Below are 12,190 nucleotides of genomic sequence, written 5' to 3' on the forward strand. Positions count from 1 at the left end.
GGCCGGCGAAGCCGCTCCGGCGCTGCCGGCCTTCCCGAAGCTGGACCCGATCGGGCAGCTTCACGGGACGTACATCGTCGCGCAGAACGAAGAAGGGCTGTTCCTGATCGATCAGCATGCGGCGCATGAGCGGATCAATTACGAGCATTATTACGATTTGTTCGGAAAACCGGCGGAAGCGAGTCAGGAGCTGCTCGTCCCGATTACGCTGGAATTGACTTCGTCCGAAGCCGGACGTCTGCAGGACAAGCTGGGCCAGCTCGAGCAGGCCGGCGTTTACCTTGAGCCGTTCGGCGGCTCCTCGTTTCTCGTGCGCGCTTACCCGCACTGGCTGCCGCGCGGCGAAGAGCAGGCGTTGATCGAAGAGATGATCGAAGAGATGATCGAATGGCTGTTAAACGAGAGGAAGGGCGTCGATATCGGGAAATTCCGCGAGAAAGCCGCCATCATGTGCTCCTGCAAAGCATCGATCAAAGCGAATCAAACTATGGGTACGCTCGAGATGGAAGTGCTGCTCGACCGGCTGGCCGCATGCCGAAATCCGTACACGTGTCCGCACGGACGGCCGATCGTCGTCAGCTTCTCGACTTATGAATTGGAGAAAATGTTCAAAAGGGTGATGTAGCTTTGTTCGTCACAACTTCCTACGACCCGAACGCCGCGCAGCTTGCCGAGGCCCGGCGTCTGGCCGGAACGCTCGGCGGACGCTGCCTGCAGCGCCGCCAAATGACGCTGGCTCAACTGCGCGCCCGATTCGGGGACGAGGATATTTTAGTCATTTCGAAGGAGCGGCTTGAGTATCATCACGACGGCCGGCAGCCGCTCTTTTTTCACCCGAGCACGGCGGCCGTCCGCGTGAAGCGGCTGCGCAACGGCGAGCCTGATACGCTGCTCGCTTTGGCCGGCGTTCGTCCCGGCGACCGGATTGTGGACTGTACGGCCGGACTCGGCTCCGATGCGATCGTTTTCGCGTTTGCGGTCGGCGATGAAGGAACGGTTGTAGCGCTCGAAAGTGCGGCGATCCCTGCTTTTTTACTTGCAGAGGGCTTAAAGTCCTATCATTCCGATGTGCCCGGTTTGAATGAAGCGATGAGACGCATCCAGGTGCATCCGGTCGATCATTTGACCTATTTGCGCGGACTACCGGATGATAGCTGCGATGTCGTATACTTCGACCCGATGTTCCGCAAGCCGATCACGGAATCGAACTCGATCCGCGCGATTCGGGGAATTGCCGACGACCGGGCGCTCTCGGAAGAGGCGGTCGCCGAAGCGAAGCGCGTGTCGCGGCGCTGCGTCGTCATGAAGGAACACCGCGACAGCATGGAGTTCGAGCGGCTCGGCTTTGCCGTCGCTCATCGCTCCTCGACGAAAATTGCTTATGGAGTGATACGATGTTCGTAGAGAGAGACGGCACAAATCCGGCGCCTGCGCGCAAGCCGAAGCTGCTCGTGCTGGTAGGACCGACCGCGGTCGGCAAGACGAAGCTCAGCCTGACGCTGGCCCAAATGTACGACGCCGAGATTATATCGGGCGATTCCATGCAGGTATACCGGCGGATGGATATCGGGACCGCGAAGGCGACCCCGGAAGAACGCGCGATGGTGAAGCACCATTTGATCGACATTCACGAGCCGGAAGAGCCGTTCTCGGTCGCCGAGTTTCAGGAACGGTGCGTGCCGTTGATCCGGGATATCGACCGCCGCGGGAAGCTTCCGTTTATTGTGGGCGGCACGGGCTTGTATATCGAATCGGTTTGTTACGATTTCCAATTCAGCGAAGCCGGCTCGGACGAAGCGTTTCGCGAAGAAATGGAGACGTTTGCTTTGCGCCATGGGGCTGATGCGCTGCATGCCCGATTGCGGGAAGTCGATCCCGAATCGGCGGAACGGCTGCACCCGAACGATCAAAGGCGGATCATACGGGCGCTTGAAATTTATAAAGTGACCGGAGAACGGCTTTCCGACCGGCTGAAGGTCCAAAAAAGGGTAACGCCTTACGAATTGTGTATCATTGGGTTGACAATGGATAGAGCTTTACTATATAAACGTATTGAAGAGAGAATCGATCTCATGATCGAACAAGGTTTGGTGGACGAGGTTCGCGGCCTGTTGGCCCAAGGCGTCGATCCTTCGTCCTTATCGATGCAAGGGCTGGGGTACAAAGAAATTGTTTCCTATTTGGAAGGCCGAGCAACGCTGAACGAAGCAATCGACGTTTTAAAAAAGAACACCCGCCACTTTGCCAAACGGCAGCTATCGTGGTTCCGCCGGATGAAAGATATCGAATGGGTGGATATGAGCCAAATGGGAGAATTTTCTACCCAGTTGCAATTCGTTCGTGGTATAATAGCAACTAAATTAACTTTGACCCGTTAACTAAACCTGAGGGGGCCCTTTGATGAACAAGTCGATCAACATTCAAGACACGTTTCTGAACCAATTGCGCAAGGAGAACATTCCGGTCACCGTTTATTTGACTAATGGATTCCAAATCCGCGGAGTCATTCGCGCGTTCGATAATTTTACCATTATCATTGACAGTGAAGGTCGCCAGCAAATGGTGTACAAGCATGCGATTTCTACGTTTACCCCGCAGCGCGCCGTATCGTTGATGCAGCAGCAGGAGCAGAACGCCGAATAATCGGCTTTTGCCCGCTATTCATACGCAGGGTACTTGACCCAGGGTTGGGGCCGGAAGCAACATTTCCGGTTCGAATCGCGTCTAATTGCATAGAAACCGAAAGAACAACCCGATTCTTCCGGGTTGTTTCTTTGTTTAAGACAGCTTTGCGCAGGTTAATAGGACTGTGACACAGATAAGGAAAGGAAGTCGGGGCATGACGGGATCAAGCAAAAAGACACCGAACCAAGCGCCGAAGGAGAGAAAGACGTCAAGCGGCTTGAAAAAGAAGAAGAAGAAAGTGACGACAGGCAAAGTATTCTTAGCCATGTTCATTGCCGGAGCATTAGCTGCGATTTGTGCGATGGGGGTCTACATTTTCGTCATATTAAACGGAAATAAAATATTGCAGGAAAACCTGGATAAGCTTGAGTTTGATGAAGCGTCGCATATTCTGGATATCAATGGGGCGGAAGTCGGCGTCCTGAAGGTGGAAAACCGTGAAAATATAGATCCGAAGGAAGTGCCAGAGCTGCTGAGACAAGCGTTCGTGGCGACGGAGGACAAACGGTTCGACGAGCACGCCGGGGTCGATTTGTTCGGGATCGCCCGGGCGCTGGTGAAGGACGTCGTCGCCCGCAGCATGGTCGAAGGCGGAAGCACCATTACGCAGCAGTTGGCGAAAAACGTGTTCTTGAGCGCGGACAAAACATTCTTCCGTAAAGCGACGGAAATGTCGATTGCGATGGCGTTGGAGCAAAACAAGACGAAGGACGAGATTTTGACGTACTATCTGAACCGGATTTATTTCGGAAACCGGGCTTACGGGGTGAAAACAGCCTCGAAAATTTATTTCGGAAAGTCCGACCTGAGCAAGCTGGAGCTGTGGGAGGTCGCGACGCTGGCGGCCATGCCGAAGGCGCCCAATACGTACAACCCGATCTCGAATCCGGACAAATCCAAGGAACGCCGGGCCGTCGTGCTGAAGCTGATGTACGACCAAGGGTATATCACGGAAGCGCAGCGGGCGGAAGCGGCCGCACACGACTATGAACGGCCTGCCGGCGCAGCGAAAGATCAATTCCAGTCCTATATCGATTACGTATTGCGGGAGGCGCAGGAAAAGTATAACTTCGAGGAAGACGATCTGCTGCGGGGCGGCTACAAAATTTATACGAATCTGGACCCGAATGCGCAGGCGATCATGGAACAAACGTATGCGAACCCGAAATTTTTCCAAAAGGACGGACCTGCTCAGAAGATGCAAAGCAGCATGGTCATCTTGAATAACAAAGACGGCGGGATCGTCGCGATGATCGGCGGGCGGGATTATGTAGTCCGCGGGTTGAACCGGGCCGTTGCCCAGCCGCGTCAGCCGGGGTCGGCGTTCAAGCCTTTGATCTCCTACGCGCCGGCCCTGGAGCTTGGCAAGTTCTCGCCTTATTCGAAGCTTCCGGATGAACAAAAGTCGTATAACGGTTATTCGCCGCGGAACTGGGACGGCGTCTACCGCGGCCAGGTGACGATGTTCGAAGCGATCAAGAAGTCGGTGAATATTCCGGCCGTTGAGGTGTTAAACCAAGTCGGCATAAGCAAAGCGAAGTCGTACGTCGAAAAGCTCGGCATCCCGTTCGATAAAGCGGATAATAACTTGGCCATTGCTTTAGGCGGTTTGACGAAAGGCGTTACGACGCTGCAAATGGCGCAGGCGTATACGTCATTTCCGAACAACGGAAACGTCGTCGAAGCGCACGCAATCATTAAAATTATGGACGACAGCGGAGAGCGCGCGGCTTTCAAGGCGGAGAAGAAGGCTCCCGTCTGGAGCGCCAAGACGGCTTGGTACATGACCCAACTGCTGCAAGGCGTCCTGGAGCCCGGCGGCACCGGTACGGCGGCGAAGTTCGAACGCCCGGTTGCGGGGAAAACAGGTTCGACGCAGCTCGAGCTTAAAGGTCTTGAGAAATATAACCGCGACCTCTGGTTTGTCGGGTACACGCCGGAATGGACGGCCGCCGTCTGGATGGGCTTCGATAAAACAGATGCGAAGCATTATGTTTCGATGAGCAGCGGCGCGCCGGCCGCTATCTTCAAGGAAGTCATGCAGAAGGCGCTGGCCAAAAAGCCGATGACGAAATTCGTCAAGCCTAGCGGTGTAGCGGATATGGATGAACCGCCAAAAGGAATCGGCGATCTGAAAGCGGAGTTCGTCGCCGAGAAGAAATCGGTGAAGCTGACTTGGTCCGCTGTCGGCGAAGGCGTCGTATACCAGGTATTCCGTAAGGACAGCAAAATGCAGGAGTTTCCGAGCGAGCCGATCACTTCGACAACGGTGACCGAGGTCAACGATATTTCGGCTATTCAGCCGGATACGTACGAGTATACGGTCGTTCCGCTTAACCCGGAAAACAACGTGGCTGGCGCTCGCTCGAACATAGCCAGCGTAACGGTCAGTGATTCGTCAAATCCGCAACAGCCGGGTACGGAAAACGACGGCGAGCCGCTTGATCCGAACGCGCCGGAAGCCGGACAGCCGGGCACCGGTACCGGACATAATCCGGGCGGAACTAACGGAAATGGCGGAACAGGAGCCGGTTCGGGACAACAGCCTGGAACCGGTAAGCCCGGCGGTACGACAACCCCGGGTGGATCGAAGCCTGGGACGGGGACGGGCGCGGGAACAGGTACCGGAGGCACGGGAGCCGGCGCCGGAAGCGGCACACCCCCAGGGACGGGTGGAGCCGGCGGTACGACGCCCGGGAACGAGCCCGGCGGCGGCGAAGCCTCAAATCCAATCGGCGGGCAGCCGATAACCCCGGACCCGGCAGTCGGCGGCAATAACGGCGGCACGTTTGGAAGTCCCGCGCTGCCGCAGCGTTCCCCATAACAAGGGGTGTGACCCCGGGTTGCGGTTTGAATATTTTATTTTCCGAGTTCCGGTGTAGTATAATCAGGCCGTAACGTGATTCCAATAGCTACAGATGGAGATGAACCAACGATGATTTCAAAGATTGCGCAAAAAACGATACGTACAGCCCTCGCGGCGGGCCTGGTTGCCGGTATGCTGGCCGGATGCGGCACGAAGCCGGCGCCCGCCGACAATTCGAACGCGAGCCATCCGTCCGCCCAGCCGAATGCTTCAACCGGTACGACGTCTGAACCGGGCAAGAAAACCTGGTCGTCGCCTCCGGAGATGAAGATCGATGCGAACAAATCGTACACAGCGACGGTCACGACGTCCAAGGGGACGTTCGTCATCGAATTGTTTGCCAAGGATGCGCCCAAAACGGTAAACAACTTTGTGTTTTTGGCGAAAGAAGGCTTTTATAACAACATCACCTTCCACCGGATCATCCAATCGTTCATGGTTCAGACGGGAGATCCGCTCGGCAACGGGACGGGAGGTCCGGGCTACAAATTCCCGGATGAACTGAATTCGCCTTACAAATACGAGCCCGGGATCGTAGCGATGGCCAATTCCGGTCCGAATACGAACGGCAGCCAGTTCTTCATTTGCACCGGCGAAGACAGCAAGAGCTTGAATAAATTGCCGAACTACACGATCTTCGGCAAAGTTGTCGAAGGTATGGACACCGTGCAAAAAATTGCCGCCACACCGGTCGAGCAAGGCTCTGAGCCAACGCCAAGCAAACCGAAGGAGAAAGTCGTCATTCAGTCGGTCACGATTACTGAAAAGTAACGGGATGGTCAGGCAGCGTGGGAATCCACGCTGCTTTTTGTTTCGACTGAGGGAACCTTATTCCGGATACATTCGTCTAATGAAAGGAGAGACCTGCATATGGCCGAGGAACGCGCGTGCTTGCTGCTGCACGGCTTTACCGGCGGACCTTACGAGGTTCAACCGCTGGCGGATTACTTGCAAGGATACGGTTATGATTGTCATGTCCCGACGCTGCCCGGCCACGATCCGGAGCTGCTGGGTCTCGCGGCCTCCACGTGGCAGGATTGGCTGGATGCGGCCGCCGATGAGGCTCGCCGGCTTAGCCGGCATTATGCGTCGGTCGATCTGATCGGCTTCTCGATGGGGGGACTGATCTCCGCATATTTGGCCAACCGCTTCCCGATCCGCCGCTTGGTGCTGCTGAGCGCCGCTGCGATTTACATAAGCCCGGTTCGGTTCATGCGGGATCTGGTCGACCGGATGCGTACCCACGATTGGGAGCATTGGCAGCGGGTGAAACGCGTGCCGCTGCCCGCTGCGGTGCAGTTCATGAAATTGGCCCGGTTTGCGAAGCGGCATGAGCTGAACCGCATCTCGGTCCCTACGTTAATTATACAAGGGCGTCAGGACCAGATCGTTCATCCGCGCAGCGCCCGCTATATCTACAACCGTATCCAAGGCGAGAAAGAGCTGCTGTATGTACCGAAGTCCCGGCATTTGCTTTGTCTCGAGCCCGAAGCGGCTGAGGTGTTTCAAGCCGTACGACGCTTTCTGACGCAGTAGGGGGAACAATCGTAAGGGACTGATTGCAATGAAAGAGAAACGACGCCGGAAGGCGATGAAACGAAAGGATCGCTGGATACGGGGCGGCCGCTGGCTGCTGGCGATTGCACTTGTGGGCGTCCTATGGATTGGCGTCGTGCAGGTTCGCATGGCCACATTGCCCGATCGGGAGCTGCCACCGCAGGACGTTGGCATCGTGCTTGGAGCCTCGCTTTGGCAGACGACGCCAAGCCCTGCGTTGAAGGAGCGCTTGGACCGGGCGGTGGAGCTGTACCGCAGCGGCGTCATTACCGAGGTGATTGTCAGCGGCGGCTACGACACGCCGAAGTCTACGCTGACCGAAGCCGAAGGGATGCGCAATTATTTAATGGAGCAGGGCATTCCGGAGGGCCACATTTACTTGGAGAACGAAGCACGCAGCACCTATGAGAATTTGAAATTCAGCCAAGCGATTATGAAAGAGCACGGATGGACGTCTTCGGTCATTATTACGCATCGCTATCATGCGGTACGCGCCCTCGACATTGCGCGCTTTCTCGGCTTCGAGCGGCCGCAGGCTTCGCCGATGGATTCAAGCGTGCTGATGATGTCCTGGCACCGCAGCCGGGAGACGCTGGCTTTCGCCAAGTGGCAGTGGGACAAGGTCCAGCTTTCGCTCGGGTACGAACTGCAGCGCTAGGCGGCAGTGGACCAAACTGAAAGTTTCTTTTCGCTCGCGGACTTGGTATAATGCAAGGAAAGGATAGTCCCAGAAACGGGGTGACGAACATGCCGTTCAATATCGGAATCGGCGGACTTTTACTTATTTTAATCGTTATACTGATCTTATTCGGGCCGTCGAAGCTCCCCGAGCTTGGCCGTGCGGTCGGTCGTACGTTAAGCGAGTTCAAAGAGTCGACGCGAGGTTTAAGATCCGGCGAGAATGAGGAAGAGAACAACAAGAAGAACGAACCGAAGTCATAATCCGTCGGGAATCCGTATGTAATCAAACTCCCTGCCGGTCATGCGAGAGCATGATCCGCCGCAGGGAGTTTTTTTGTTGTCCGCCGCCGTTGTCCGCCGCCGTTGTCCGCCGCCGTTGTCCGCCGCCGTTGTCCGCCGCCGTTGTCCGCCGCCGTTGTCCGCCGCCGTTGTCCGCCGCCGTTGTCCGCCGCCGTTGTCCGCTGCCGTTGTCCGCCGCCGATGGCCCCTCCACGAACAATCCCTGTACTCGCTTGTGCCTAACCCATCCTCTCCCTTTACAAAACCTTCACTTGGCCCTAATCTTCTGTTGATTTTTGTTCCTTATGCTTATCTATGGATATACTATATTAGTATAGGGAGTGTACATATGGAGAAAAACATGGATCGCCGGACATTTCTATCTTATCTCGGTACGGGGGCGGCGGCGCTGGCAGCTGCATCCGCCGGATTAGGCGTCTTGGAAGGCAAAGCTTCCGCGATGTCCCCGACGGCCGACCACCTGTTCGGGTTTAAGACGAATAAAGTCAGCGGTTATTTCGAACCGATTCAGGCTTCCAAAGAAGACCAGCTGTTGCTTCCGAAAGGGTACCGTTACGACGTTGTGGCGGCATTCGACGATGTAATCAACGCAGCTGGCGAAAAATTCGGACAAGGCTCCGATTACAACGCCTACTTCCCGATTGACGGTTCCAACACGCGCGGGTTGCTTGTGAATAACCACGAATATACGAACATTTTTGCGCTCGGTCCGGTGAAGGACGGCAAGAAATCGAAAGAACAAACGGATAAAGACCTGTACTACCAAGGAATGTCCGTTATTGAAGTATTCCAGGACGACAAGGGCACATGGAAAATGGACACGACTTCCAAACATGCCCGCCGCATCAACGGTTTTACCAAATTCGAATTCACCGGTCCTGCCAAAGGTTCCGCCATCTTGAAAAACGCAAGCACCGCCCAAGGCACGTTCGCAAACTGCTCCGGAGGCGTTACGCTCTGGAATACGGTTCTGTCCTGTGAAGAGAACTTCTCCGAGCTGGCGACGGAAGCCGGTCTGCCTCTGACGCACTACGGCTGGGTTGTAGAAATCGATCCGTTCGACGGCAGCTTCTTGAAGAAGCACACGGCGCTTGGCCGCTTCAACCATGAGAATACGGCTATGGGTTTGACGGCCGACGGCCGCGTCGTCGTTTACATGGGAGACGATAAGAAGGATGCCTGTGTGTATAAATTCGTCACGAAGGGCAAATACGTGCCGGCGAGCGGCCGTCAAAACTCCGAGCTGCTGGCAGACGGCACGCTATATGTAGCCAACCTGAAATCCGGGAAGTGGGTTGCCGTTACGTACGAAGCGCTGTCCAAAGTCATCGGCGACGCCAAATTCAAAGCGCCGGCAGGCGTTAAAGGCACGAGAGAGGAACTGCAACGCATGTTCCAAAGCCAAGCGGATGTGGTAACCAACGTGCACGAAGCGGCCTTGATCCTCGGCGGTACGCCGACCGACCGACCGGAAGATGTGGAAATTTCGCCGTTCGACAATACGGTGTTCATCAGTCATACGAACAACGACAACCATGGTAACATTCACGGTCATATCACGCGTATTTTCGAGAAAGGCAACGATCTCGGCGCGACGGAGTTCGATTTTGAAATTTTCATTGCAGGCGGACGTCAATCCGGATTCAGCTCGCCGGACAACCTTGCGTTCGATTCGAACGGCAACCTGTGGGTTGTGACGGACATCTCCACCAGCAGCATGCACAAAGGGGTTCATACTTCATTCATGAACAACGGGCTGTTCGTCGTTCCGACCCACGGTGCGGCCAAAGCGCAAGCGATGCAGTTTGCTTCTGCCCCTACGGATGCGGAATTGACGGGACCCTTCTTCACGCCGGACGAAAGAACGCTGTTCCTCTCCGTTCAGCATCCGGGCGAAAACACAACGGATTTGGCGAAGCCGACCAGCCTGTGGCCGCACCGCCAAGGCGACACCAAAGCTCGCTGCGGCGTTGTAGCGATCAGCGGCTTCAAGCTCGGCTAATCCGGGATTTATGCAGATGCAGTAACTTGCAAGTGCTCGATCGTAAATGTCCGATGTGAAGCCCGCAGGCCGGACGTAACCATCCATTAGGCCGGCGGGCCCCGCAATGGGCGTTTTACCTCAAAGGAGATGACAACATGCCATTCGGCAATATCGGGATTCCCGGATTAATTCTTATTTTAATTATAGCGCTCATCATTTTCGGACCTTCCAAACTTCCGGAGCTCGGCCGAGCCTTCGGACGCACCTTGAGCGAGTTTAAAAGCGCCACCCGCAGCCTGGTAGGCGGCGAAGACGAGAAGCCGGAGGTTTCCGAAGCGTCGAAACCGACCGTCCAAGACAAGACGCCAGCGGTCTCCGAAACGAAACCCCAATTCAACGCAGACAAAGTTAGCTAAACTCCATCCGCATTATACGTTTGGCTTCCGGTAACCGCATGCTGCCGGAAGCTAGCTTCATTATGGGAGACCCTTACGATGAAAAATAATGAAATGCACGTTTTCAGTCATCTGGAAGAAATGCGCAAACGAATCGTCATCACGCTCGCCGCCTTTCTTGTTGCCATGATTGCCGCTTTCTTATACGCGAAGCCGATCTATAACTGGCTCGTCCGCGATTTGGGAGACAAGCTGACCATCCTCGGTCCGACCGACATTCTATGGGTGTATATGATGATTTCCGGGGTCTTCGCGATTGCTGTGACGATTCCGGTAGCCGCTACGCAGGCTTGGCATTTCGTCAAGCCTGCGCTGAAGGAGGAAGAGCGCAGAGCGGCGCTCGGATATATCCCCGCCCTCGCCGTTCTGTTTGCCGCAGGCATTGGCTTCGGCTATTTCGTCCTGTTCCCGATGGTGCTTTCCTTCCTGAAGAACATGGCGGCCGGGCAGGTCAACACGCTCTATACGGCTGATAAATATTTCCGGTTTATGCTGAATTTGACGCTGCCGTTCGGTTTTTTGTTTGAAATGCCGGTCGTGGTGATGTTTTTAACGAAAATCGGAGTATTGAACCCGGTGCGACTTGCCAAGGCGAGGAAAGTGGCTTATTTTACGCTTATCGTCATCTCGGTTATGATTACGCCTCCGGATTTTATTTCGGACATTTTGGTAACGGTTCCGCTGCTGATCTTATACGAATTCAGCATTACGCTTTCGAAATGGGTGTATAAGAAAAAATTATCGACAGCTGCAGTGGAAGCTTGAATCATAGCCGGCGGGTAAGCGGAATGAAGGAGGGGAGTCGCGGACAAGCGGCTCCTTTTTTGCGTCCTCCGGCACGGCGAGAATGGGTAGAAACTGAATGTTCACTAGGCAAAATCCGCCAATCGTAGTACGATACATTACATAATGCGGGAGGAGGTGCGGTCATGATTCGGGCAGTCGTATTCGATTTTGACGGCTTGATCGTGGATACGGAAACGGCGGACTTTGAGTCGGTTCAAGCGATGTACCGCCATCACGGCGGCGAGCTGACCATCGACGTATGGGGGCACTGCATCGGTACGGGACCGGACGCCTTTAATCCTTATGACGACTTGGAGCGGCAGATCGGCCGGACGTATGATCGCGAGGCGGCCCGCGCGATGCGCAAGCAGGCCTATGACGCCAGGATGGCCGAAGCTGATGTGAGGCCCGGGGTGCGGTCTTATCTGAAGGAGGCGAGACGGCTGGGGTTGCGGATCGGTCTAGCCTCCAGTTCGACGCGGGAATGGGTTACGGGATATTTAAAGGCGTACGGTTTGCTGGATGACTTCGAATGCATCCGGACGCGCGACGACGTTACCCGGGTAAAGCCCGACCCGGAGCTTTACTTGAAGGCGCTCGCGGCGCTTGGCGTACAGCCGCACGAGGCGGTGGCGTTCGAGGATTCCCCGAACGGCGCGCTGGCGGCTTATCGCGCGGGCATGCGATGCGTAGTTGTGCCGAACGCCGTAACGGGCTTGTTAACGTTCGGAACGCACGATTTTCGCTTGGCGTCCATGGAAGAGATCGGGCTTGCAGCGGTGATCAAGCGGCTGCAGCAGACCGACATTTTGAAAAATCGAGGAAGAGATATACAATAGACAAAGAAAACAGACACAATCCGCCCGACTCGCGCGT

The 12,190-nt window shown here is 55.6% G+C and carries 14 protein-coding genes; 13 read left to right on the forward strand and 1 reads right to left on the reverse strand.

Annotated elements, in window-relative coordinates; translation table 11 throughout:
• The 9 genes from FKP33_RS20685 to tatA (FKP33_RS20725) form a co-directional block, all read left to right on the forward strand.
• On the forward strand, positions 1-625 hold a 625-nt coding region (locus FKP33_RS20685; RefSeq protein WP_483874542.1), incomplete at its 5' end, for a DNA mismatch repair MutL family protein.
• A 2-nt stretch (positions 626-627) separates the two neighbouring features.
• Positions 628-1,404, forward strand: a complete 777-nt coding sequence (locus FKP33_RS20690) for a class I SAM-dependent methyltransferase (RefSeq protein WP_127610205.1) — start codon at positions 628-630, stop codon at positions 1,402-1,404.
• Positions 1,395-2,378: a tRNA (adenosine(37)-N6)-dimethylallyltransferase MiaA gene (gene miaA, locus FKP33_RS20695; protein WP_141336253.1), complete on the forward strand. Its 984-nt coding sequence runs from the start codon at positions 1,395-1,397 to the stop codon at positions 2,376-2,378. The genes FKP33_RS20690 and miaA overlap by 10 nt, the downstream gene beginning before the upstream one ends.
• A gap of 22 nt (positions 2,379-2,400) precedes the next feature.
• Positions 2,401-2,643, forward strand: a complete 243-nt coding sequence (gene hfq / locus FKP33_RS20700; protein ID WP_054797369.1) for an RNA chaperone Hfq — start codon at positions 2,401-2,403, stop codon at positions 2,641-2,643.
• Between the two features lie 196 nt (positions 2,644-2,839).
• Entirely contained in the window at positions 2,840-5,509 is a 2,670-nt protein-coding gene (locus FKP33_RS20705; RefSeq protein ID WP_141336254.1) for a transglycosylase domain-containing protein, read from the forward strand.
• 111 nt (positions 5,510-5,620) lie between these two features.
• Positions 5,621-6,322 carry a peptidylprolyl isomerase gene (locus FKP33_RS20710; RefSeq protein ID WP_141336255.1) on the forward strand — a complete coding sequence of 234 codons (702 nt, stop codon included), beginning with the start codon at positions 5,621-5,623 and terminating at the stop codon, positions 6,320-6,322.
• Positions 6,323-6,421: 99 nt separating this feature from the next.
• The gene (locus FKP33_RS20715; RefSeq protein ID WP_054797370.1) at positions 6,422-7,087 is read left to right on the forward strand and encodes an alpha/beta hydrolase; all 666 of its coding nucleotides are present in this window, start codon (positions 6,422-6,424) and stop codon (positions 7,085-7,087) included.
• Between the two features lie 28 nt (positions 7,088-7,115).
• The gene (locus tag FKP33_RS20720; protein WP_141336256.1) at positions 7,116-7,766 is read left to right on the forward strand and encodes a YdcF family protein; all 651 of its coding nucleotides are present in this window, start codon (positions 7,116-7,118) and stop codon (positions 7,764-7,766) included.
• Positions 7,767-7,855: 89 nt separating this feature from the next.
• Positions 7,856-8,050 (forward strand): twin-arginine translocase TatA/TatE family subunit, encoded by a 195-nt coding sequence (gene tatA / locus FKP33_RS20725; protein WP_054797403.1) that lies wholly within the window; start codon positions 7,856-7,858, stop codon positions 8,048-8,050.
• A gap of 22 nt (positions 8,051-8,072) precedes the next feature.
• Here the strand turns inward: tatA (FKP33_RS20725) and FKP33_RS20730 are convergent, their stop codons facing one another.
• Positions 8,073-8,282 (reverse strand): hypothetical protein, encoded by a 210-nt coding sequence (locus FKP33_RS20730; RefSeq protein ID WP_141336257.1) that lies wholly within the window; start codon positions 8,280-8,282, stop codon positions 8,073-8,075.
• A gap of 135 nt (positions 8,283-8,417) precedes the next feature.
• On the opposite strand from FKP33_RS20730, the gene FKP33_RS20735 reads away from it, so the two are divergent.
• The 4 genes from FKP33_RS20735 to FKP33_RS20750 all read left to right on the forward strand — a co-directional run bounded on the left by FKP33_RS20735 (position 8,418) and on the right by FKP33_RS20750 (position 12,153).
• Positions 8,418-10,091 carry a PhoX family protein gene (locus FKP33_RS20735; protein WP_174817615.1) on the forward strand — a complete coding sequence of 558 codons (1,674 nt, stop codon included), beginning with the start codon at positions 8,418-8,420 and terminating at the stop codon, positions 10,089-10,091.
• 137 nt (positions 10,092-10,228) lie between these two features.
• Positions 10,229-10,489 carry a twin-arginine translocase TatA/TatE family subunit gene (tatA, locus tag FKP33_RS20740; RefSeq protein ID WP_127610191.1) on the forward strand — a complete coding sequence of 87 codons (261 nt, stop codon included), beginning with the start codon at positions 10,229-10,231 and terminating at the stop codon, positions 10,487-10,489.
• A 78-nt stretch (positions 10,490-10,567) separates the two neighbouring features.
• On the forward strand, positions 10,568-11,293 hold the full coding sequence (gene tatC, locus FKP33_RS20745) for a twin-arginine translocase subunit TatC (RefSeq protein WP_141336258.1): 726 nt from the start codon (positions 10,568-10,570) through the stop codon (positions 11,291-11,293).
• A 164-nt stretch (positions 11,294-11,457) separates the two neighbouring features.
• The gene (locus tag FKP33_RS20750; RefSeq protein WP_141336259.1) at positions 11,458-12,153 is read left to right on the forward strand and encodes an HAD family hydrolase; all 696 of its coding nucleotides are present in this window, start codon (positions 11,458-11,460) and stop codon (positions 12,151-12,153) included.
• The last annotated feature ends 37 nt before the right edge of the window (positions 12,154-12,190 follow it).

The organism is Paenibacillus sp. tmac-D7, assembly GCF_006519665.1.
GTDB classification, from domain to species: Bacteria; Bacillota; Bacilli; order Paenibacillales; family NBRC-103111; genus Paenibacillus_G; species Paenibacillus_G validus.